Here is a 22,520-nt window from a genome sequence, read left to right on the forward strand (position 1 = left end):
CGGCCGTCACACCTGCCGCGATCGGGGCGGGCGGGCCCGGACAGGGCTGAGCACCGGGCCGGACGGGCGCTGCCGGTAACACCGGCGCAACGGATGGGTCGGGCCGGCGACCTTTGCGACAGCCTGCCCGGCGCACGGACGGCCAACCGGGCAGCGTGTCACACCTGACGTCCTCGCGGGGACAGGTGGTGTAACAACTCGTGACCCTTCGCGTTCACACCGTCCTCCTAGGGTTTGCCCCGGCCCGGCCACACGACGGCCGGCCGTCCACCGGCCCCCACCAGGGGCCCCGCAACCGGAAGGACGTCACCATGTCCCTCGCCCGACGCGCCGCCGCCGTCGCCACGGCCGCCCTCCTCGCCGTCACCGCGGCGATGCTGCTCCCCCGGCCGGCCGAGGCCGCCCCCCGGGTCGGCCCGCACACCCCGTCGGTGCTGGTGCTGCAGACCGAACGGCAGGACGGGCAGCGCACCGCCCTGCTGCTGTGCGGCCCGACCGGCGGCACCCACCCCGACGCGGCGACCGCCTGCCGCACCGTGGCCCGCGTCGACGGCGACCTCGCCGCCCTGGAGTTCGACGAGGGGCCCTGCACCTACGAATACGCGCCGGTCACGGTCCACGCCTGGGGGTACTGGCAGGACCGGCCGGTGAACTGGTCGGAGACGTACGGCAACCGGTGCCTGATGCTGCGCGGCACCGGCGCGCTGTTCGACTTCTGACCGGCAGCGGCGCGGCGCCCGCCCCTGGGGAGCGGGCGCCGCGTCCGGCCCTCCCCGCCGCCGGGCGCTACGCCGGCGGGCGGACAATGGGGTCGGGGCCCGACCGGCCCGGAACGCCGCGAACCGTGGGAGACCGCTCACCGTGTCCGGAACACCCCTCGACGGGGAGCTGCGCGCCGACTGCGCCCGCTGCGTCGGGTTGTGCTGCGTCGCCCCGGCGTTCGCCGCCTCCGCCGACTTCGCCCTGGACAAGCCCGCCGGGCAGCCCTGCCCGAACCTGCGCCCCGACTCGCGCTGCGGCATCCACGACCAACTGCGCGAACGGGGCTTCCCCGGCTGCACCGTCTTCGACTGCTTCGGGGCCGGGCAACGGGTCACCGCCGCCTTCGCCGGCGGCGACTGGCGCGACGACCCGGCGACCGCGGCGGCGATGTTCGCCACGTTCACCGCCCAACGGCCGCTGCACGAGCTGCTCTGGTACCTCACCGAGGCGGTGGCGCTCACCCCGGACGGCCCGCTGCGCGACGAGCTGCGCGACGCCGTACGACGGACCCGCCGGCTCACCGCCGGCAGCCCGGACGAGCTGCGGACGGTCGACCCCGACGCGTACCGGGGGCAGGTCAACCCGCTGCTCGCCCGGGCCGGCGAGCAGGCCCGGGCCGGCCACGACGGCGTCGACCACCGGGGGGCGATGCTGCTCGGCGCCGACCTGCGCCGGGCGTACCTGATCGGGGCGAACCTGCGCGGGGCCTGCCTGGTCGGCGCGGACCTGCGCGGCGCGGACCTGCGGGCCGCCGACGTCACCGGCGCGGACCTGCGCGGGGCCGACCTGCGCGGCGCGGACCTGCGCGGCACCCTCTTCCTGCACCAGTCCCAGCTCGACGCGGCCCGCGGCGACCGGAGCACCCGGCTGCCGGCGGCGCTGCGCCACCCCGGGCACTGGTCACCGCTGACGCTCACCCCCGTGCGCCGGCCCCGCCCGCCGGGACGCGACGGGGCTCGCCGGCGCGGACGGTGAGGCGCCGGCCGGCCCACCGCAGGGACAGCGGCGGTGGGCGCCTGCCGCCCACCCCGACCGGCAGGGGCGGCGCGGTGTTTGCCGGCCCACCAGACGGGCAGGTAGGTCGGCATGACTGACGAACAGCGCACCGACCGGGCCAGCACCGACGAGCCGGACGGCACCCCGGCGTACGAGGCGTCGCTGCGCCCGCCGGGCGACTCCCTGCACACCACGCAGGACACCGGCGACGACTTCGCGGACCTGCCTGCCGAGGAGCACCTGTCGGCGCGCGAGACCAGCCGCGCCGGATACGACGTGGACGCGGTCTCCGGGGCGGTCGACCCGTCCCAGGAGGAGGCGGTCAACCCCGCCAGCGAGGTGTAGCCGGCCCGAGAACGTGGGCCCGGAGGGTGTCGCCGCCCGGCCGGGCCCGGCGTGTGCCACGGGACCGCGCCGGCGGCGTCGGGTCGGTAGGGTGCGGCGGGTGGACAGGCAGATCCCGTTCGACCGGCTGCACAACTTCCGCGACCTCGGCGGCTGGCGCGCCGCTGACGGCCGCACCGTGCGGTGGAGGCTGCTGTACCGGTCCGACTCGCTGCACAAGCTGACCGGGGCCGACCTCGACCGGTTCCGGGCGCTCGGCGTCCGCACCGTGATCGACCTGCGCTACCCGTCGGAGATCGCCGCGCGCGGCCGGGCGCCCGAGCTGCCCGACCTGAGCTGGCACAACCTCAGCGTCGAGCACCGCGGCTACGACCAGGCCGAGATCGACCCGGAGGTGGACCCGTGGCGCTACCTCGCCGACCGGTACGCCGAGGTCGCCGCCGACGGGGTCGAGGAACTGCGCCGGGCGCTGGAGACGATCGCCGCCGCCGACGGGCCGCTGGTCTTCCACTGCGCCTCCGGCAAGGACCGCACCGGCCTGCTCGCCGCCCTGCTGCTGGCCCTGCTCGACGTCGACGAGGACCAGATCGCCGAGGACTTCGCGCTCACCGAGGCGGCCACCGACCGGCTGGTCGCCGACTGGCGGACCGCCCACCCGGGGCGCACCCTGCGCTGGCCCTCGTACGGCCGCGCGCCGGCCGAGGTCATCCGGCTGTTCCTGGCCGACCTGACCGCCGCGCACGGCTCGGTGCGCGGCTACGCCCGCGACCGGCTCGGAGTGGACGACGCCCTGGTCACCGTCCTGCGCGAACGGCTGCTGCACCGCTGACGGCGGCCCGCGCCTCGGTCATCCCCCGGTTGGCCAGCGCGTCGGCCCGCTCGTTCTCCGGGTGGCCGTTGTGCCCCTTCACCCACAGCCAGGTCACGTCGTGCCGGGCGCAGGCCGCCTCCAGCCGCTGCCACAGGTCGGCGTTCTTCACCGGCTGCTTCGCCGCCGTCCGCCACCCGTTGCGCTTCCACGAGGCCAGCCAGCTGGTGATGCCGTTGCGCACGTACGTGCTGTCGGTGTGCAGCCGGACGGTGACCGGCCGGGTCAGCGTCTCCAACGCCTCGATCGCGGCGGTCAGCTCCATCCGGTTGTTCGTCGTCGGGGCCGCCTCGCCACCGCACAACTCCCGCTCGTGGCCGCCGTAGCGCAGCACCGCGCCCCAGCCGCCCGGGCCGGGGTTGCCGCTGCACGCCCCGTCGGTCCAGATCTCCACCACCCGCTCGGACACCGCCTGCGCCATGCCGCAGAACCTACCGGTGCCCGCCGCCGCCACCGCGCGCCGGTGGCGGCGGCGGACGGCCACCGGCCTTCGACGAGGCGACCTACAAGAGGCGCAACGTCGTGGAGTGTTGCTCCAACCGCCTCGAGCAGTGGCGCGAACTGGCCACCCGCTACGCCAAACCCGCATCCCTCTACCGGACCAGCCTGCTCCTCGTCGCCACCGCTATCTGGCTTCGATGATCGGCAGGGATGCGGCTCGGTCCCCGGTCGAGCCGTCGATCTGCTCCCGGAGGATGTCGGCGTGGCCGCAGTGCCGCGCCAACTCACGAATCATGTGCACGTAGATGTAGCGCAGTGACACCCTGCCCAGGCGGGGATGAGGCACAGTGTCGTCGAGGGCGAAGCCGGCCGCGATCTGCCTCGATCGATCACAGGCCGTGGCGTACTCCGTGATGACGTCGGCGACCGTCTCGTCCGAGCCGACCTGCCAACTGGCGTCGTCACCGAGCGAGTCACCGGTGATCTGTTCACGTGGCTGCTGTGCCAGACAGTGCTGGAACCAGTTCCGCTCGACAGCGGCGACGTGTTTGACGAGGCCGACCAGCGTGGTGCGCGAGGGCACCAGGCTCCGACGGGCGTCATCCTCCGGCAACCCCCGGAGCTTGCCGACGATCACATCGCGGTACGCGTCGATGAAGGCTTCCAGAACCTCTCGCTCCGGTGCCGTGCTCGCGAGTTCCTCGCTGTCCAGCGGCCGGGCAGTCGTCACAGCGGAACCCTAGCCGTCTGAGGTTCCGTTTCGCCACGCCAAGAACGGCAGTACACCTAGGCGTCCGCCCGGCTGCGGTTGCGGGACCCCGACGCCGCCGTCAACCGGGCGCGCAGCCGGCCGGCCGCGTCACCGGCCACCGCCGAGGTCATCGGCAGCAGCGGGCTGGACCGCATCACCGCCAGGTCCTCGGCCACACTCGTGGCGCCGTCGAGGAACCGCAGCACCCGCTCCGGCGGGTTGCGGTCGAACAGCCGGTCGAAGAACTCCGGGCCGCCGACCGTCCCACGGTCCCACGCCCGCAGCGCGACCGCGTCCATCCACAGGTGACGACCCGGGTACGCCGACCGGGGCACCGGGGCCCGGCCGGCCGCCACCGCCCGGGCCACCTGCTCGGCCTGCCGACGCATCGCGGAGAAGGTGAACCCGGTCGACGGGCGGGTGGCCCCGCCGGCGGTGCCCAGGCGCACCACCCGGGCCGACGGTCGGCGCGCGAACGGCGCGTCGGTCATCGGGATCACCCCGTCCTCCACCTCCCGTACCGTCAGCGCGGCCAGGTCGAGCCCGAGCAGCGCCGCGTAGCCGCGCAGCGCCGCGTCGTACGCCGCGTCGTCGATGCGCGCCGGGGAGAACTCGGTGTACTCGACCAGGGCGTACCGGTCGCTGACCGGCAGCACGTAGCCGAAGGAGACCCCCCGGGCCGGCTGCGGGGTGCGGAAGTCCATCAGCACCGCCCGGTCCGGGTCGAACACCGGTGCGGCGGACTCCAGCCACCACCCGCGGAAGTGCTGCAACCAACTCGTCCGCCCGGGCCGGCGCGGAGGCCGGGGCCGGGAGTCGAGGACCCAGCGGGCCCGCAGCAGCGCCGCGCCGTCGCCGTCGCGGACGGTCACCCCGGCGCCGTCGTCGTCGAGCGCGTCGACCGCCGCGTCGATCCGGGTGGCGCCCAGCCGCCGCTCCGCCTCGGCGGCACGGGCGTAGAGCGGACCGGAGCGCAGCATCGCGTACCGCAACGGGGCGAGGTCGAGCACCCGCCGCCGGGCCGGCGTGCTCACCTCCACCCGCCGCCAACTGGCGCTGAGCAGCGGCTCCAGGTCCGCGTCCGGGGTGCCCCAGAACGCCCAGGTACGGTCCTGGCCACGCTTGCGCACCGGGTCGACCACGGCCACCCGCAGCCCGCGCAGGTCGTACCGGTCCAGGGCGGCGAGCACCAGCGAACCGGCGCCACCGCCACCGACGACGGCCAGGTCGACGTTCTCCACCCGCCCACGCTGTCACACCTGCGGCCCGCACCGGGCACGGCCCCCGCCACCCCGCACCGCCGGCCGGCTGCCGGTTCGGCGGCGAGCGGGTCCGGGGCCACAGCGCCGCGCGACGCCCCCACGACGACCGCCCCGGCCGGTACGGTGCGGCGGCATGAGCGTCCGACACGCCAACGCCCTCACCGCCCGCTGGGCGTCGCATCTGGACGACCGGCAGAGCGTCCTCTCCGGCGCGGGCGCGTACCCGCTGCTCGCCCTGCTCGCCCGGCACGCGGCCGGCCCCGCCCGCGACGAGCTGCGCGCTGTCGCCCCCGACCTCGACGACCTCGGCCTGGACGCCTCCCCCACCACCCGGCTCGCCGTCGGCTTCTGGTCCCGGCGCGGACTGCCGCTGGGCGAGGCGTGGCGGCGCGACGTGCCCGCCCCGATGCGCGGCGAGCTGACCGGCGACCCGGCGGTCGACCAACCCGTCCTCGACCACTGGGCGGCCACCCGCACCGACGGGCTCATCGACCGGATGCCGGTGCGCGTCGACCGCGGCACCGCGCTGGTGCTGGCCACCGCCCTGTCGGTGCGCACCGGCTGGGCCACCCCGTTCGACCCGGGCTGGTCCCAGCCCCGGCAGGGCCCCTGGCAGGGCCGCCGGCTGGCCGCCCTGCGCCGCCGCGACGACGACCTGACCGCGCTGCGGGTGGCGGACACCGCGGCGGGCGCGGTCAGTCTGCTCACCGTGACCGGCGACGCCGACGTCGACGTGGTGCTGGCCCTCGGCGAGCCCGACCGCCCCGCCCCGGCCGTGCTGCCGGCCGCGATCGGCGCCCTGGGCGGCGGCCCGACCCGGCCGCGGCACGCCGGACCGGGCGTCACCGAGGAGACCGTCGAGGCGTTCGACGACCACCCCGAACTGCGCGTCGCCACCGTCGCCTTCGCCGTCGACGCCGACCACGACCTGCTGCGCCGGCCCGAGCTGTTCGGGCTGGCCGCCGCCACCGGGGACGGCGACCACTTCCCGGGCATCTCCCCCCGCCTCAACGTCGACCAGGCCCGCCAGGCGGTGCGGGCGGAGTTCTCCGCCACCGGGTTCCGCGCCGCCGCGGTCACCGCCGTCGCCATGCGGGCCGGCTCCGCGCCGCCCCGGCACACCGTGCCCAAACGGGTGCTCCGCCTCGACGTCGACCGGCCGTTCGGGTTCCTCGCCGTGCACCGCGACACCGGCCTGGTGCTCGTCGCCGGTTGGGTGACCGACCCGACTCCCGCCTGACCGCGCCGGCCCGCGCCCCGCCCGGGGCGTAGGTTCGAGAAGTCGGACCGGCGAAGGGGGCAGGATGGTCGACGCGCTGCGGGTGGGGCTGCTGGGGTACGGGATCGCCGGGCGGGTGTTCCACGCCCCGCTGATCGCCGCCACCCCCGGACTGCGGCTGCACGCCGTGGTCACCGCCAACCCGGACCGGCGCGAGCAGGTCCGCCGGGAGCACCCCGACGCCCGCCTGGTCGACGACGCCGACCTGCTCTGGCGTACCCCGCAGGCGCTGGACCTGGTCGTGGTGGCCACGCCGAACCGGCAGCACCTGCCGATGGCCCGGGCCGCCGTCGCGGCCGGGCTGCCGGTCGTGGTCGACAAGCCGCTCGCCGCCACCGCCGCCGAGGGCCGGGCGCTGGTCGACGAGGCGCACCGGCGCGGCGTCCCGCTGACCGTCTTCCAGAACCGCCGCTGGGACGGCGACTTCCGCACCGCCCGCCGCCTCGTCGCCGGCGGCGAACTGGGCCGCGTCACCCGCTTCGAGTCCCGATTCGAACGCTGGCGCCCGGCGATCAAACCGGGCTGGCGGGAGAGCGCCGCCCCCGGCGAGGCCGGCGGCGCCCTGTACGACCTCGGCGCCCACCTCGTCGACCAGGCGGTGCAGCTGTTCGGGCCGGTGCGCACCGTGTACGCCGAGGTGGACCGGCGCCGACCCGGCGCGCTGGTCGACGACGACGCGTTCGTGGCGCTCACCCACACCGGCGGGGTCCGCTCCCACCTGTGGATGAGCGCGGTCGCCGCCCAGCTCGGCCCCCGGATGCGCATCCTCGGCGACCGCGCCGCGTACACCACGTACGGGCTGGACGTGCAGGAGGAGGCGCTGCGTGCCGGGGGTCGGCCGGACACGCCCGGCTGGGGCGAGGTCCCACCCGAGCGCCACGGCCTGCTCGGCGTCGACGGCGACCTGCGCCCGGTGCCCACCAAACCCGGCCGCTACCAGGACTTCTACGCCCAGCTCGCGACGGCGCTGCGCGGCGGCGGCCCACTGCCGGTCGACCCGGCCGACGCCGTCGCCACGGTCGAGCTGATCGAACTGGCGCACCGCTCCGCCGCCGAGGGCGTGGTGCTGCCGGTCAGCTCATGACCGGCTGACGGGCCGGCGGGTCGGCGTACGCGGCGGCGACGGTGGCCCGGTCGAACACCCGCCAGGTCGTCGCGGACACCGCCACCGCCACCACGAACCCGACCCAGTACGGCGCGGTCAGCCCGAACGCGCCGGCCACCACCCCGCCGAGCAACGCCCCCGCGCAGTTGCCACCGGCCGCGACGAACAACGTCGTCGCCCCCACCCGACCCTGCAACGCCGACGGGGTCAACCGCTGCCGCAGCGAACTGAACACGATGCCCCACAACGCCCCGTGCACCCCGAAGGCGAACAACGCGAACCCGATCAGCCAGGCGCTGGTCGAGGCGGCCAACGCCAGGTGCAGACCGGCCTCGACGAGCAGACCGACCCGCACCGTCCAGGTCGCGCTCACCCGGGCGACGAGGCGGTCGCCGACCGTCGCGCCGAGCAGCCCACCGACCGACATGCAGGTGAACAGCAGGCCGTAACCGACCGAGTCCAGGCCCAGCCGGTCGGTGGCCAGCAGCACCAGCACCGCCATCGCCGCGGTGAGGGTGAGGTTGAGCAGACCGATCAGCACCGCCATGGTGCGCAGCAGCCGCTGTCCCGCCAGGAACCGGAACCCCTCCACGATCTCCGCCCGCATCGACCGGGCCGCCGGGCGGTCGCCGTCCCCGACACCCCGGTACGACCCGGCGACCAGCGCGACGAGGACGGCGCTCAGCGCGTACGTGCCTGCGTTGACCGCGAACGGGATGCTCTCGGCGACCACGAAGAGGAACCCGCCGAGCGGGCCGGCCAGCATCCCGTTGGCCAGCGTGGTGCCGCCGCCGAGCCAGCCGTTGGCCCGCTCCAGCCGGGCCCGGGGCACCACCGCCGGCAGCATCGCCTGGCTCGCCGCGCGGAACACGATCTCGCCACTGTTGACCAGGAACAGCACCACGTAGAGCAGCGGCACCCCGGCCCGGCCGGTGAGCATCGCGCCGGCCAGCACGACGAGCGCGAGCACCCGCACCACGTCGATGACCACCATCAACCGGCGGCGGTCCACCCGGTCGGCGAGCACGCCCCCGGGCAACGCGAAGAGCAGCCAGGGCAGCCAGGCCACCCCGGCGGCCACCGACACCACCAGCGGGTCGTCGGTGCGCGCCGCCACGTACAGCGGCGCGGCGACCGTGGCCATGCCACTGCCCAACGCCGACAGGGTGCTCGCCGCCCACAGCCGGGCGAACCGCCCGTCCAGTCTCTCCCCCGTCACGGCCAGGCAACCTACCAGCGCCGACCCGTTCCGCCCGAGGCGTTTATCCGGACAGCCGAATCGCCGTTGAGCAGCCACCGCACGCTGTGGCACGGTCTGCCGGTGACCGACTACCGCGACCTCAACCGGGCCAACTGGGACGAGCGCGCCCCCGCCCACGCCGCCTCCCCCGACTACGCGGTGCGGCGCTTCGCCACCGACCCGTCCTACCTGAGCGAGGTGGTCCGCTTCGACCTGCCGCGCCTCGGCGACGTCGCCGGGCTGCGCGGCGTGCACCTGCAGTGCCACATCGGCACCGACACCGTCTCGCTGCACCGGCTCGGGGCGCGGATGACCGGGCTGGACTTCTCCGGCGCGTCGCTGGCCGAGGCCCGGGCCCTGGCCGAGCGGGCCGGCGCCGCCGTCGACTTCGTCCAGGCCGACGTGTACGACGCCACCGAGGTGCTCGCCCCGGGCGGTTTCGACCTGGTCTACACCGGCGTCGGGGCACTGTGCTGGCTGCCTGACATCCGCCGCTGGGCGCGGGTCGTCGCCGCGCTGCTGCGCCCCGGCGGGCGGCTCTTCCTGCGCGAGGGGCACCCGATGCTGTGGGCGCTGGACGACGCCCGCCCGGACGGGCTGCTGGTGGTCGACCACCCGTACTTCGAGCGTCCGGAGCCGATGGTGTGGAACGAGCCCGGCACCTACGTCGACACCGACGCGACGTTCCACCACCACACCACCCACGAGTGGAACCACGGCCTCGGCGAGGTGGTGACCGCGCTGCTCGACGCCGGGCTGGAGCTGACCATGCTCGTCGAGCACGACAGCGCGCCCTGGGACGCGCTGCCCGGCCGGCAGGTGAAGGACACCCACGGCGAGTGGCGGCTGGCCGACCGGCCGTGGCGGCTGGCGCAGACGTACACCCTGCAGGCCCGGCGGCGGTAAACCGGTGGCCCGCTCAGCCTCGTCGATGCTTGGCTGCACGGCATGACCGGACTGAACGACCCTGCCTTCTTCGACCGGTACGCCCACGAGTACGACGTGCGGGACAACCCGGATCCCACCGCCGCCGTCGAGTTCCTGGCCGCGCTCGTCCCCGACGGCGGACGGGTGCTGGAGTTGGCGATCGGCACCGGCCGGGTCGCCGTGCCGCTCGCCCGGCGCGGGGTGGCTGTCGAAGGGATCGAGGGCTCTCCGGCCATGCTGGAACGGCTGCGCGCCAAGCCCGGGGGCGCGGACCTCCCGGTCGTCCTCGGCGACATGGCCGACGTGGCGGTCGACGGCCCGTACGACCTGGCGTACCTGGTCTTCAACACCCTGTTCAACCTGCCGGACCAGGACCGGCAGGTGGACCTGTTCCAGGGCGTGGGCCGGGTCCTCGCCCCCGGCGGGCTGTTCGTCGTCGAGGCGTTCGTCCAGGACCTGCGCGACTTCGACCGCGACCAGCGGGTCGCCACCCGCCGGATCACCGAGGACTCGGTGCAGATGGAGTTCCTCCAGCACGACCCGGTCGCCCAGGCGGTCACCTATCAGCGGGTCAGCATCGACGCGGGCGGCACCACGCTGCGGCCGCTGCGGCTGCGCTACTGCTGGCCGGCGGAACTGGACCTGATGGCCCGGCTCGGCGGGCTGCGCCTGCGGCACCGGTGGAACGGCTGGGACCGCGCCCCGTTCACCGCCGACAGCCGCCAGCACGTCTCGGTGTACGAGCGGGTCTGACGGCCCGGGGCGGCGGTGGGAGAATCCCGCATGCCCGTCACCAACCCCTGGCTCGCCGGCCCCGCCCCCACCGCCCGCCTGGACCGGGACCGTCTGGAAGAGCGCATCCTGAACCTGCTGTCGTCGCAGAACATGTGCGTGCTCGCCACCACCGGTCCGGACGGCCCGCTCGCCACCCCGGTGCGCTACTTCCACCTCGACTTCACGGTCGTGTTCACCACCGCCGCCGGCTCGCCGAAGATGCGCAACATCGCCGCCGACCCGCGCGTCTCGGTGGGGATCTTCGCCCCGCTCGTCGGGCAGGCCAGCAGCCGGGGCGCGCAACTGTTCGGCCGGGCCCGGACGCTGCACCCGGACGACGCCGGGTTCGACCACCACTGGCCCGCCGTGCGCTGGCAGTCCGACCACGTGGAACGGTCCCGGTCGCTGGACGAGCCGCCGAGCGGCCCGCTGGTCGTCGTCGAGGCGGAACGGATCGTCTACACCGAACACTGGCTGCGCCGCGACGGGTACGCCCCACGCCAGTTCTGGCGCCGCGTCCCGGGCTAGCGCTCCCCTCCCCGCTGCTCGTTCCGGTCGTGGCGTGCCGAGCGGGGGGAGGTCACCACCCCTACGGCATCCTAGGAGGCTAGCCCCGTCGAGATCATCGAACCGCCGGGCAACCGGGGGAACTCCCGGCGGGGCGGGGCGGACCTCGCGAGCGGGGACGAACGCTCCCGACCCGGCCGGCAGCGGACGAGCGGGGACGCCCCGACGCCGCCCCGACGGGCGGTGTGTGCGTTCCTGGCCGGGCATTTCCGCAGCTCCCGGCCAGACAGAAAACACGTGACGGCAACGAGGATTTCTCATTTAGCCCGACCTCGGGGCCCAACCCTCCTAGTGTTGGCCACACCGGTGCTAGTTACGGAGTTGGCCACCCGAACGACGTCCCACGCAGACAGCGGACGAAAAGTGAGGGAAGACGCGTATGAAGGCACAGAGAGTTCTCGTATCGACAGCGCTCGGCGTGGGACTCGGCATGCTCGCCCTGCCCGCCGCCGCGCTCGCGCAGACCACGGTGTCACCGTCCACCACGCCGGTAGGCGGCACGGTCGTGCTCACCGCGACGGGCTGCAACCCGAAGGCCGGCGACGCGATCTTCCGCGTCACCGGGCCGAACCGGGACCAGAACGTCCGCTCCACCACCGCCGCCGCCGGCGGCGGGCTGAGCGCCGAACTCTTCACCGCCGGCTTCACCCTCGGCACCTACACGGTGACCGCCACCTGCGGTGACGGCAGCTCGGCCGGCTCCGCCACGTTCACCGTCACCCCGATCGGCGGGGCGCCCGCCGGTGGCGGTGGCGGCGGTGACGGCGCCCCCACCGGCCTGCTCGCCGCGGGGGGCGCGCTGGCCGGAGCCGCCGCGATCGGGGCGACCGTCCTGGTGCGCCGTCGACGTCGGGCGGCCACCGCCGCCTGACCTCCGACACCACACGACACCATCCCTTTCGGACGGGTGCCCGCGCCGGAGACGGCGTGGGCACCCGGACCACATCGCCATCGGGGAGGTGCGGCGATGACCCCCTTCACCCGTACCCGGGCGGCGGTGGCCGCGACGACCGTGGCCGCCACGGCCGGGATCACCCTGATCGCCGTGGGGCTGACCGGGACCCCGGCGGGCCCGCCGCAGCCCGGCGCGGACGCCCGGGGTACGGAGCGCAGCAACTCCCCCGGGCCGGTGCTGCCCCGCTCGGAGCCGCGGCGCATCGAGATCCCCGCGATCGGCGTGCGCGCCGACCTCGTCCCGGTCGCCGGCGACCCGACCGGCACCCTGGAGGTGCCGCCGCTGGACCAGCCCGCCGTGGCCGGCTGGTACCTGCCGGGCGCGAGCCCCGGCGAGGCCGGCAACGCCGTCATCGTCGGGCACGTCGACACCCGCGACGGGCCGGCGGTCTTCTTCGAGCTGGGCCGGCTGCGCCCCGGGGACACCGTGCTGGTCACCCGCGGCGACGGCCGGGTGGTCACCTTCGTGGTGGACGGCGTCGGGGCGTACCCGAAGCGGAGCTTCCCCACCGCGATGGTCTACGGCCCCGGCGGGCCCGGCGCCGCGCTGCGCCTGGTGACCTGCGGCGGACGCTTCGACGAACGCTCCCGCGACTACTCCGACAACATCGTGGTCCGCGCCACCGCCGTGTCCTGACACCGCACCGCCGACTGCGGCGCCGCCGTACTACGGTGGGCCCTCGGCGGGGCGAGGCGGAGGTGGACGGGTGCGACGGCGAGCGGTGGCGGCACTGGCCCCCCGGCTGGGATCACTGGTCGGGCGGCTGCTGCGGCTCGACGAGGGGGTGGACGCCCCGGCGACCCGACGGTCCAATCCGGACGCGGTGGTCGACTGCGCGGTCTACGTGCACGGCCGCCGGGAACCGGGGCGCCCGCACTACGCCGACGCCTACGACCGCTCCCGACGGGGTCGCGGCGCCTTCGTCTGGCTCGGCCTGCACGATCCGGACCCGGCGGTGATGGCCCAGGTCGGGCAGGTCTTCGGCCTCGACGAACTGCTCGTGGCCCAGGCCCTCACCGACGGTCACCGCCCCACCGTGCAACGGCACGGCGACGTGACGCTGCTGGTGGCGCGCACCGCCGGGTACGTCGAGCACAGCGAGCTGACCGCCACCTCGGAGGTGGTCGACACCGGCGACGTGATGGTCTTCCTCGGCGACCGGTTCGTGGTGACCGTCCGGCACGGCGCCTCCGGTGCGCTGGCCACGGTGCGCGAGGAGATCCAGCGCCGCCCCGCGGTGCTGGCCGAGGGGCCGTGGGCGGTCGCGTACGCGGTGACCGACCGGATGGTGGACCTGTACCTGGAGGTCGCCGCCCACCTGGAGCACGACCTGGAGCGGGTGGAGGAGAGCGTCTTCGCCCCGGACCGCTCCGCCGACATCCAGCACATCTACCAACTCAAGCGCGAGCTGGTGGAGTTCAAGCGGGCGGTGCTGCCCCTGGCCGAGCCGGTCCGCGCCCTGGTCACCGTCCGCGACGGCGGGCCGCCGCCCGGACTGCGCCGCTGGTTCGTCGACGTCGAGGGGCGGCTGGCCCGGGCGGTCGACCGGGTCGCCGCGTACGACGAACTGCTCAACTCGGTGCTGCAGTCCCGCCTCACCCAGCTCGCCGTCGCGCAGAACAACGACATGCGCAAGATCGCGGCCTGGGCGGCGATCGCCGCCACCCAGACGGCCGTGGCCGGCGTGTACGGGATGAACTTCGCGCACATGCCCGAGCTGAAGTGGACGTACGGCTACCCGGCCGCGTTGCTGCTGATGACGACCGTCGCGGTCGTCCTGCACCGGCTGTTCCGCCGCTCGGGTTGGCTGTAGCGCGCCGTCACGGTCGGCCGAGGTCGGCCAGCTCGCGGTCCAGCCGACCGGCGAGCCGGCGGACCCGGCCCGGATCGGAGCCGGCGGTGATGCCCCGGCTGGGCATCTCGACGGTCATCAGCAGGTAGAGGTGCAGCCGGTAGAGGCCGCTGCGGCGGCGCACCCCGTCGTCGTCCGGTCCGACGCCGTGGGCGGCCGCCCGGTAGCCGCGCAGGAACGCGTCGCCCGGCTCGTCCTCGGCCCGGCGGCCGAGCAGCGGCGAGACCAGGTCCATCACCGGGTCGCCCCAGAGGTGGCGCTCACCGTCGACGAGGCCGGTGAGCCGGTACGCGCCGTCCTCGCCGACGTCGGCGAGGACGTTGCCCGCCCAGCCGTCGAAGTGCAGCAGCGCCGGACGGCGTACCGCGTCGAGCACGGCGGCGTGCCGGTCGACCAGCTCCCGCAGCCGGGACGCGGGCACGGGCAGCGGCACCGCCCAGTCGGCCGCGTCGGCGAGCAGCTCGTCCAGCATCGCGGTGAACGCCGCCCGCCAGGTCGGCCCGCCCGCCCGGCCACCGTCGTAGCCGAACCGGTCGCCGGTCACCCGGTGCAACGCGGCCAGCGCCGCGCCGAGTTGCTGCCGGACCGGCTCGACGGGCACCCCGTCGGCGGCGAGATCGGCCAGGGTACGGCCGGGCAGGTGACCGACGAGCAGCCAGTCGCCGAGGTCGGCGTCGCTGCCGTGGTGCAGCAGCGGCGGCACCGGCACAGCCGGCGCCCGCGCGGCGACGAGCCGCAGGTACCGCGCCTCGGCGGCGACGAGCCCCCGCTCGTAGCGCAGCAGCGGCACCTGCGGCGGTGGCCCGACCTTGAGCACCACGGTGCGGCCGTCGTCCAGGCCCACCCACCAGACCGCGGCGAACCCGCCCCCGGTCAACGGTCCGCACCCGGTCACCCGGACGGTCGGGCCGAGCGACGCCGCGACGTAGCGGCGCACCTGGTCGGGATCGAGCAGGCGTCGGGTGGGGCTCATCCGGCGTACGGTATCCCGCCGGCCGCGCTCGCACCGTCCTGCGGCCGCCCACCGGGCCGGGCCGGGCCGGGACCTCGGCGCCACGCCGTAGGCTGGCGGCCGTGATGTGGCAGCGGTACGTGGCGATCGGGGACAGCACCACGGAGGGACTGGACGACCCGGACGGCGCGGGCGGTTACCGGGGCTGGGCCGACCGGTTCGCCGAGTCCGTCGCCCGCGCCCAGGGCGGCCTGGAGTACGCGAACCTGGCCATCCGGGGCCGCACCACGGCCCGGATCCTGGCCGAGCAGTTGCCGGTGGCCCTCGACCTCGCCCCGGACCTGTGCACGGTGGTCGCCGGCATGAACGACGTCCTGCGGCCCTCCTTCGACGCCGCGCGCACCGCCGCCGACGTCGGGACCATGCAGCGGGCCCTGGTCGGGCAGGGGGCCACGGTGCTGACCTTCACGCTGCCCGACCCCGTGCCGGTGATGCCGCTGGCGCGTCCGTTGCGCGGCCGGATCGTCGCCCTCAACGCGGCGCTGCGCCGGGTCACCGCCGACACCGGCGCCACGCTGGTGGACTTCGCCGCGCACCCGGTCGCCTCCGACCCCCGGCTGTGGAGCGACGACCGGCTGCACGCCAACAGCGCCGGTCACGAGCGGATCGCCGCGGCGCTGGCGTACACCGCCGGGCTACCCGGGCACGACGACTCGTGGACCCGCCCGCTGGCGGCCCCGCCCCGGCGGCGCGGCCACGAGGTGCTCCGCGCCGAGCTGGCCTGGGCCCGCCGGCACCTGCTGCCCTGGCTGGGACGGCACCTGCGGGGGCGGTCCTCCGGCGACGACCGGGTGGCAAAGCGTCCGGTGCCGCTGCCGGTCGAGCCGACCTGAGCCGCCGCCGACAGACCGGCGAGACCGACGACGGGCCGGCCGAGACCGGCGGGGCGGAAAGCCGGCGGACAGGAGCGTCCCGGGTCGGCATGATGGCCCGGTGAACCGCACCGAGCGCGCGGCGCTGGCCGCCGAGACCGACCGCCTGGTCGCCGAGGGCCGGTACGGCCCGGTGCCCGCCGCCACCCTGCACCTGCCCGACGAGCCGCTGCCCGAGCCCGGCCCGGTCGGCACGTCCGTGGTGGAGGTGACCGACGAGACCACCCTCGCCGCCGCCCGGCGGCTCACCGCCACCGGCGACGACCCGGTCGCCTGCCTGAACTTCGCCTCGGCGAAGAACCCCGGCGGCGGGTACGCCACCGGCGCGCAGGCCCAGGAGGAGAGCCTCGCCCGCTCGTCCGCGCTGGTCGCGAGCCTGCGCACGGCCCCGGAGTTCCACGAGCACCACCGGGCGCGACGCGACCCGCGCTACACCGACCGGGTGGTGCACTCCCCCGACGTGCCGGTGTTCCGCGACGACACCGGACGGCTGGTCGAGCCGTACCGGGTGGCCTTCCTGACCGCGGCGGCGCCCAACGCCGGGGCGTTGCGTCAGCCGGCCGACCTGGCCGGGGTGCTGCGCCGCCGGGCGGCGCGGGTGCTCGGCGTGGCGCTGGCGCACGGGCACCGGCGGCTGGTCCTCGGCGCGTGGGGGTGCGGCGTGTTCCGCAACGACCCGGCGCAGGTGGCGGCCGCCTTCGCCGACCTGCTGGGCCCGGGCGGCCGGTACGCGGGCGCGTTCGACCTGGTGGTCTTCGCGGTGCCGGACGCGACGAACCGCCGGCCGTTCGCCGCCGCGTTCGGCGTCGGCGACCGGTCGGCGGGCTGAGCGGCTCAGCGTTCGATCGGCGGGCGGGTGCGGGCGCGCTTGAGTTCGAAGAACCCGTCGGTGCCGGAGACCAGCACCACCCCGTCCCAGAGCCGGCCGGCGTCCTCGCCGCGCGGGATCGGGGCCACCACCGGCCCGAAGAAGGCGGTACGCCGCCCGCCGGGGTCGGTGACGTGGATGGTCGGGGTGCCGAGGTCCTCGCCGACCGGTTCCAGCCCGGAGTGGTGGCTGGCGAGCAGCGCCTCGTCGTACCCGGTCTGCTCGGCCGCGTCGGCCAGGTCGACGGGGAGTCCCACCTCGCGCAGCGCCGCCTCGTAGAGGTCCCGCCCGATCGGGGCGCGGTCGTGGTGGATCCGGGTGCCCAGGGCGGTGTACAGGTCGCGCAGCACCTCGTTGCCGGCCTTCTGCTCCGCCGCGACGGCGACCCGGACCGGACCCATGCCGGGCTTCAGCCACTCCCGGTACCACTCGTCGAGGTCGTCGCGGCCGTCGTTGAGCACGCTGAGGCTCATCACGTGGAAGCGGACCCGCACCGGGCGGATCCGCTCCACCTCCAGCAGCCAGCGGGAGGCGTTCCACGCCCACGGGCAGCGCGGGTCGAACCACATGTCGGCCGTCGTCATCGTCGGTCCTTCCAGGATCGGTGTGCGTACCGTCGATCCTGGCGCGCGGATCGGCCCAGCAGGAGTGCCGATCCGCGTCGCTCTGACTGGGCCAATCCGGTCCGGGCCGGGCCGGCGTCGCCGCCGGCCCGGCCCGGACCGCCCGGTCAGGCCGGGCCGGCGGTGCGACGACGGCGAGCGAGGAGGACCAGCGCCACCCCGAGCAGCAGGGCCGCGACCGCCGCGCCGGCGAGCACCGGTACGGGGAACGCGTCGCCGGTCACCGGCAGCTTGCCGCCCTTGACCGGGATGGTCAGCCGCGACTCGGGCGAGACCGGGGCCGGCCCGGACGGCGGCGTGCCGGTCGCCGTGGCGGTGTTGGTGATCGACCCGTGGCGCACGTCGGCCCTGCCGACGGTGTAGACCGCCACGCAGGTCACCGACGCGCCGGCGGCCAGGGTCACCGACCCGTTCGGGGCCCGGTCGGGTCCACAGGTGATCGGGCCGAGGTTGGCCGGGTCGGCAGGCGCGACCAGGGTGTCGGTGACGGTGACCCCGGTCAGCGTGACGGACCCGACGTTGGTCACCAGGAACCGGTAGGGCACCCGTTCGCCCGCCCGGTGCGCCTTGTCGACCGGCGAGGACTTCACCACCGTGATCGCGGCGTCCCGGGTGGCGGTGACCGTGGCCGAGGCCGGGTCGGAGCGGGCCGGGTCCAGCGGCGGCGCGCCCGGCACGTCCGGCGGGGCGCCGGTGGCGACGGCGGTGTTGGTGATCGTGCCGGTCGCCACGTCCGCCTCGGTCACGGTGTAGGTGGCGGTGCAGGTGACGCTCGCCCCCGGGTCGAGGGTGAGCGCACCGTTCGGCACGTCGCCGCAGCCGATCGCGGGTGCCGGCCCGGTGCCCGAGAAGTCGGTCTCGGTGACCGTCACGGAGGTCAGCGTGGTGTTGCCGGTGTTGGTGACGACGTACCGGTAGGTGACGGTGTCACCGGGGCGGGAGACCACCTGCGGGCTGACCGACTTGGCCAGGCCGATCGACGGCTTGAGCACCGGCAGGTCCAGCGGCGAGGGCGGGGACACCGGCTTCGGGCCGAACGGCGGGGTGCCGGTGGCGGTGGCCACGTCGAGCAGGGACGCCTGCGCGTAGTCGGCCGGCGAGACCGTGTACGTGGCCCGGCACTCGATCGACTCACCGGGGGCGAGGGTGACCTGCCCGTTCGGGGTGTCGTCGGGGCCGCACACGATCGGCGACAGGAAGGCCCGGTCCGCCGGGAAGAGCAGGGTGTCGTTCACCGTCACCCCGGTCAGGGTGAGCCCGCCGGTGTTGACCACCAGGTAGCGGTAGCGGACCTGCTGCCCCACCTCGGTGATGCCGGTGGTCGGTGACGCCTTGACCACCTGGACGGCCGCCTCGATGTCCGCGTCGGGGATGGTCAGCGACGACGGCGGGGACTCGACCGGTGTGGTGGCGCCCGGCGGGGTGCCCCGGGCGACCGCGGTGTCGGTGACTCCGCCGTTGTCCAGGTCGGCCTGGGTCACCGTGTAGGTCGCCGTGCAGCTGGTCGAGGCGCCGGGGGCCAGGGTCGTGGCCGCGCAGCTGACCGGGCCCAGGTCCGCGTTCGACGAGGGCGGGGTCTGGGTGTCGACGACGGTCACGTCGGTCAGGGTGCGTCCGCCGGTGTTGACGACGTGGAAGTCGTACCGCACCTGCTGCCCGACCGTGCTGATGGTGACGGTGGTGGACGCCTTGGTGACGGTGATCGACGCGGTCACCTCGGTGGCGGGGATGGTCAGTGAGGACGGCGGGGACTCGACGGGTGTGGTGGCGCCCGGCGGGGTGCCCCGGGCGACGGCCGTGTCGGTGACGGCGCCGTTGTCGAGGTCGGCCTGGCTGACCGTGTACGTGGCGGTGCAGGTGGTGGACTCCCCGGGCGTCAGGGTCGTCACCGGGCAGCTGATCGGCCCCAGGTTCGCGTTCGACGACGGCGGGGTCTGGGTGTCGACGACGGTGACGTCCGTCAGGGTGCGCCCGCCGGTGTTGGTGACCAGGAACTCGTACGGCACCTGCTGGCCCACGGACTCGATGGTGGTGGTCGTGGAGTGCTTGACCACGGCGATGCCGGCGACGACGTCCTCGGCCGGGATGGTCAGTGACGACGGGGCGGACTCGACCGGTGTGGTGGTGCGGGGCGGCGTGCCCCGGGCGACGGCCGTGTCGCTGACGCCGTCGTTGTCGAGGTCGGCCTGGCTGACCGTGTACGTGGCGGTGCAGGTGGTGGACTCCCCGGGCGTCAGGGTCGTCACCGGGCAGGTGACCGGTCCCAGGTTCGCGTTCGACGACGGCGGGGTCTGGGTGTCGACGACGGTCACGTCGTTCAGCGTCTGGTTGCCGGTGTTGGTGACCAGGAACTCGTACGGCACCTGCTGACCCACCGCGTTGATGGTGGTGGTCGGCGAGTGCTTGACCACGGTGATGGCGGGCGTCGGCTCGCCGGTGATGGTCAGGGACGACGGCGGGGAGACCACCGGGTCGCCGCCGCCGGGCGGGGTGCCCCGGGCGGTGGCCGTGTCGCTGACCCCGCCGATGTCCAGGTCGGCCTGGGTGACGGTGTAGGTGGCGGTGCAGGTGGTGTCCTCACCCGGAGCGAGCGTCGTCACCGGGCAGCTGATCGGCCCCAGGTTGGCGTTCGACGACGGCGGCGTCTGCACGTCGGTCACCGCCACCTGCGTCAACGTCAACCCACCCGTGTTCACCACCAGGAACCGGTACGGCACCTGCTGCCCCACCGCGCTGATCGCCGTCGTGGTCGACGACTTGGTCACCGCGATCGAGGCGGTCACCCCGGCCTGCGGGATGGTCAGCGTCGACGGCGGCGAGGTCACGGGGGTGGTGCTGCCCGGCGGCGTGCCCCGCGCGGTCGCGGTGTCGGTCACGCCGTCGTTGTCCAGGTCGGCCTGGGTGACGGTGTAGGTGGCGGTGCAGGTGGTGTCCTCGCCCGGAGCGAGCGTCGTCACCGGGCAGCTGATCGGCCCCAGGTTGGCGTTCGACGACGGCGGCGTCTGCACGTCGGTCACCGCCACCTGCGTCAACGTCAACCCACCCGTGTTCACCACCAGGAACCGGTACGGCACCTGCTGCCCCACCGCGCTGATCGCCGTCGTGGTCGACGACTTGGTCACCGCGATGGACGCCTCGATCCCCGAGGCGGGGATGGTGAGGGTGGACGGTGGCGAGGTGACCGGGGTGGTGGCGCCCGGCGGGGTGCCCCGGGCGGTGGCCGTGTCGGTGACCCTGCCGTTGTCCAGGTCGGCCTGGGTGACCGTGTAGGTGGCGGTGCAGGTGGTCGCTGCTCCGGGTGCGAGCGTGGTCACCGGGCAGCTGATCGGCCCCAGGTTCGCGTTCGACGACGGCGGCGTCTGCACGTCGGTCACCGCCACCTGCGTCAACGTCAACCCACCCGTGTTCACCACCAGGAACCGGTACGGCACCTGCTGCCCCACCGCGCTGATCGCCGTCGTGGTCGACGACTTGGTCACCGCGATGGACGCCTCGATCCCGGCGACGGGGATGGTCAGCGAGCTGGGGTCGGAGAGGACCGGGGTGGTGCTGCCCGACGGGGTGCCCCGCGCGGTGGCCGTGTCGCTGACCGCGCCGTTGTCCAGGTCGGCCTGGGTGACGGTGTAGGTGGCCGTGCAGGAGGTGGACGCGCCGGGATCCAGGGTGGTGACGGGGCAGCTGACCGGGCCGAGGTCACCGCCGGAGGACGGCGGGGTGCGCACGTCGGTGACGGCGACGTCGGTGAGCCGCACCGTGCCGGTGTTGACCACCCGGTACGTGTACGGCACCTGCTGGCCGACGGTGTCGACGGTGACCGTGGTCGAGGACTTCACCACTTCGATGCTGGCCTGGGTGGCGCCGTCGCAGGCGAGGGTGGTGCTGAACGGGAAGTAGTGGATCTCGCCGCCCCGGTGGTCGAGGGTCCGGGTGATGATGCTGCCCTCGGTGTTGCTGGCCGACAGGTCGACCAGGTCGGCATTCGGCGCGTAGATGCTGCCCTCGATGGTGCGGGCGGCGGCGGTGAGGGTGATCCGGGTGGCGGTCGGGAAGTTGATCAGGATGTAGCGGGCCTCCTCGCCGCCGATGCCGGAGAAGTTCGGCGCGGTCCAGGAGAAGTCGTTGCCGACACTCGTGGTGTCCACGTTGATCAGCAGCGGGGTGCTCGCGGTGGGTCGGCTGGCGAAGGTCAGCGTCTCGATGTTGGCGAGGTCGGTGGCGCTGATGTTCAGCACGTTCGTCACGCCCGGGGCGAGGGTCACCACGGCGTTGCTGCCCGGCGGGATCGGCCGGGGCAGGACGTCCCCGTTGGGGGTACGTAGCACCACGGTGTTGTCGCAGGTGGCCAGGCCGGTGGAGGTGCTGCGGAAGTCGGCGAAGGCGGCCTCGAAGTTGATCGGGGAGGCGGGGCCGACGCTGCTCGGCGCCTGCCGGGTGGTCAACTCGACCCGGGGCGTGGCGTCGTAGTTGTTCGTCGGCAGGATACGGGTGTTGACCTGCGCGCCGTTGTTGTCGGTGTCCCGGACGACGGTGCCGGTCAGGTCACCGACCTTGGCGTACCCGCCGGAGAGGACCTGGAGCCGGGAGCCCGGCACGCTGCCGGCGAAGTCGACCCGTCCGCCCACGACCAGGGCGGTGGGTCGGGTGTCCCCGGGCGCGACGAAGGAGCCGACACTGTTGTTGGCGAGTTGGTACGTGCCGAAGGTGAGGTTTCCACCGACGGCCATGGTGCCCTCGTTCTCCGCGCTGATCGCGTTCGCGTCGCCCTCGGTCATCACCCCGAAGCTGAGCGCCGGCGCGACCGGGTTGACCGGTCCCACGCCGGCGACGGCGACCAGCCGGTCGTCCGGTCGGTGCGACGGTGGCGCCACCGAGGCGCTGACGAACACCATCCCGATCGCCGCGACGGCGGCCACGGTCCGCCGTCGACTTCTGGTCCAGAGCGAGCTTTGCATTTTGCCCCCGTTTGTCCGACTCGATGCGCAGCGTATCGGTGGGGCGGTTGTGACGAGGGGTGTTCCGAG

General features: G+C 74.9%; 21 protein-coding genes and 1 pseudogene. 15 read left to right on the top strand and 7 right to left on the bottom strand.

The annotated features are described in order from the left end of the window. Window positions 1-311: 311 nt before the first annotated feature. From GA0070614_RS01475 to GA0070614_RS01490, 4 genes are all read left to right on the top strand, one after another. Window positions 312-719 (top strand): SSI family serine proteinase inhibitor, encoded by a 408-nt coding sequence (locus GA0070614_RS01475; protein WP_088974287.1) that lies wholly within the window; start codon window positions 312-314, stop codon window positions 717-719. Between the two features lie 142 nt (window positions 720-861). Further along, window positions 862-1,737 carry a pentapeptide repeat-containing protein gene (locus GA0070614_RS01480; RefSeq protein WP_157744852.1) on the top strand — a complete coding sequence of 292 codons (876 nt, stop codon included), beginning with the start codon at window positions 862-864 and terminating at the stop codon, window positions 1,735-1,737. A gap of 111 nt (window positions 1,738-1,848) precedes the next feature. Continuing rightward, window positions 1,849-2,103, top strand: a complete 255-nt coding sequence (locus GA0070614_RS01485; RefSeq protein WP_088974289.1) for a hypothetical protein — start codon at window positions 1,849-1,851, stop codon at window positions 2,101-2,103. Window positions 2,104-2,203: 100 nt separating this feature from the next. After that, window positions 2,204-2,932, top strand: a complete 729-nt coding sequence (locus GA0070614_RS01490) for a tyrosine-protein phosphatase (protein ID WP_088979137.1) — start codon at window positions 2,204-2,206, stop codon at window positions 2,930-2,932. Here GA0070614_RS01490 and rnhA read toward each other — a convergent pair. Next, a complete protein-coding gene (rnhA, locus tag GA0070614_RS01495; protein WP_088979136.1) occupies window positions 2,898-3,392 on the bottom strand; it encodes a ribonuclease HI in 495 nt (164 codons plus the stop codon). The genes GA0070614_RS01490 and rnhA overlap by 35 nt on opposite strands. A gap of 41 nt (window positions 3,393-3,433) precedes the next feature. On the opposite strand from rnhA, the pseudogene GA0070614_RS01500 reads away from it, so the two are divergent. After that, window positions 3,434-3,613, top strand: a pseudogene (locus GA0070614_RS01500) (IS5/IS1182 family transposase); the annotation flags it as partial. On the opposite strand, the gene GA0070614_RS01505 reads toward GA0070614_RS01500, so the two are convergent. Beyond that, entirely contained in the window at window positions 3,597-4,142 is a 546-nt protein-coding gene (locus GA0070614_RS01505; protein ID WP_088974290.1) for a DinB family protein, read from the bottom strand. The pseudogene GA0070614_RS01500 and the gene GA0070614_RS01505 overlap by 17 nt on opposite strands. Before the next feature lie 56 nt (window positions 4,143-4,198). Then, on the bottom strand, window positions 4,199-5,404 hold the full coding sequence (locus tag GA0070614_RS01510) for a lycopene cyclase family protein (RefSeq protein ID WP_088974291.1): 1,206 nt from the start codon (window positions 5,402-5,404) through the stop codon (window positions 4,199-4,201). Between the two features lie 154 nt (window positions 5,405-5,558). On the opposite strand from GA0070614_RS01510, the gene GA0070614_RS01515 reads away from it, so the two are divergent. Both GA0070614_RS01515 and GA0070614_RS01520 read left to right on the top strand, forming a co-directional pair. After that, window positions 5,559-6,665, top strand: coding sequence for a serpin family protein (locus tag GA0070614_RS01515; RefSeq protein ID WP_088974292.1), 1,107 nt, complete (start codon window positions 5,559-5,561; stop codon window positions 6,663-6,665). Between the two features lie 64 nt (window positions 6,666-6,729). After that, complete coding sequence (locus GA0070614_RS01520) at window positions 6,730-7,788, top strand: Gfo/Idh/MocA family protein (RefSeq protein ID WP_088974293.1); 1,059 nt, start codon at window positions 6,730-6,732, stop codon at window positions 7,786-7,788. Here GA0070614_RS01520 and GA0070614_RS01525 read toward each other — a convergent pair. Next, window positions 7,778-9,028: an MFS transporter gene (locus tag GA0070614_RS01525; protein WP_088974294.1), complete on the bottom strand. Its 1,251-nt coding sequence runs from the start codon at window positions 9,026-9,028 to the stop codon at window positions 7,778-7,780. The genes GA0070614_RS01520 and GA0070614_RS01525 overlap by 11 nt on opposite strands. Before the next feature lie 102 nt (window positions 9,029-9,130). Here GA0070614_RS01525 and GA0070614_RS01530 point away from each other — a divergent pair, with 102 nt between their 5' ends. The 6 genes from GA0070614_RS01530 to GA0070614_RS01555 all read left to right on the top strand — a co-directional run bounded on the left by GA0070614_RS01530 (window position 9,131) and on the right by GA0070614_RS01555 (window position 14,085). Then, window positions 9,131-9,955 (top strand): class I SAM-dependent methyltransferase, encoded by an 825-nt coding sequence (locus GA0070614_RS01530; protein WP_088979138.1) that lies wholly within the window; start codon window positions 9,131-9,133, stop codon window positions 9,953-9,955. 42 nt (window positions 9,956-9,997) lie between these two features. Further along, window positions 9,998-10,729, top strand: coding sequence for a class I SAM-dependent methyltransferase (locus tag GA0070614_RS01535; protein ID WP_088974295.1), 732 nt, complete (start codon window positions 9,998-10,000; stop codon window positions 10,727-10,729). Window positions 10,730-10,759: 30 nt separating this feature from the next. Further along, window positions 10,760-11,278, top strand: coding sequence for a pyridoxamine 5'-phosphate oxidase family protein (locus GA0070614_RS01540; protein WP_088974296.1), 519 nt, complete (start codon window positions 10,760-10,762; stop codon window positions 11,276-11,278). A 418-nt stretch (window positions 11,279-11,696) separates the two neighbouring features. Next, window positions 11,697-12,188 (top strand): hypothetical protein, encoded by a 492-nt coding sequence (locus GA0070614_RS01545; RefSeq protein WP_088974297.1) that lies wholly within the window; start codon window positions 11,697-11,699, stop codon window positions 12,186-12,188. 96 nt (window positions 12,189-12,284) lie between these two features. Next, window positions 12,285-12,908, top strand: a complete 624-nt coding sequence (locus GA0070614_RS01550) for a class F sortase (RefSeq protein ID WP_088974298.1) — start codon at window positions 12,285-12,287, stop codon at window positions 12,906-12,908. A 70-nt stretch (window positions 12,909-12,978) separates the two neighbouring features. Further along, window positions 12,979-14,085, top strand: a complete 1,107-nt coding sequence (locus GA0070614_RS01555) for a magnesium and cobalt transport protein CorA (protein WP_088974299.1) — start codon at window positions 12,979-12,981, stop codon at window positions 14,083-14,085. A 7-nt stretch (window positions 14,086-14,092) separates the two neighbouring features. Here GA0070614_RS01555 and GA0070614_RS01560 read toward each other — a convergent pair whose 3' ends face one another. Beyond that, window positions 14,093-15,097, bottom strand: a complete 1,005-nt coding sequence (locus GA0070614_RS01560; RefSeq protein WP_088974300.1) for a phosphotransferase family protein — start codon at window positions 15,095-15,097, stop codon at window positions 14,093-14,095. A 104-nt stretch (window positions 15,098-15,201) separates the two neighbouring features. Here GA0070614_RS01560 and GA0070614_RS01565 point away from each other — a divergent pair, with 104 nt between their 5' ends. Beyond that, window positions 15,202-15,969, top strand: coding sequence for an SGNH/GDSL hydrolase family protein (locus GA0070614_RS01565; protein ID WP_088974301.1), 768 nt, complete (start codon window positions 15,202-15,204; stop codon window positions 15,967-15,969). Window positions 15,970-16,069: 100 nt separating this feature from the next. After that, window positions 16,070-16,837 carry a TIGR02452 family protein gene (locus GA0070614_RS01570; RefSeq protein WP_088974302.1) on the top strand — a complete coding sequence of 256 codons (768 nt, stop codon included), beginning with the start codon at window positions 16,070-16,072 and terminating at the stop codon, window positions 16,835-16,837. Between the two features lie 5 nt (window positions 16,838-16,842). On the opposite strand, the gene GA0070614_RS01575 is transcribed toward GA0070614_RS01570, so the two are convergent. Both GA0070614_RS01575 and GA0070614_RS01580 read right to left on the bottom strand, forming a co-directional pair. Beyond that, window positions 16,843-17,460, bottom strand: coding sequence for a mycothiol-dependent nitroreductase Rv2466c family protein (locus GA0070614_RS01575; RefSeq protein ID WP_088974303.1), 618 nt, complete (start codon window positions 17,458-17,460; stop codon window positions 16,843-16,845). A gap of 146 nt (window positions 17,461-17,606) precedes the next feature. Next, on the bottom strand, window positions 17,607-22,412 hold the full coding sequence (locus GA0070614_RS01580; protein ID WP_088974304.1) for a DUF7507 domain-containing protein: 4,806 nt from the start codon (window positions 22,410-22,412) through the stop codon (window positions 17,607-17,609). Between the last annotated feature and the right edge of the window lie 108 nt (window positions 22,413-22,520).

The organism is Micromonospora coxensis, assembly GCF_900090295.1.
Classification (GTDB): Bacteria; Actinomycetota; Actinomycetes; order Mycobacteriales; family Micromonosporaceae; genus Micromonospora; species Micromonospora coxensis.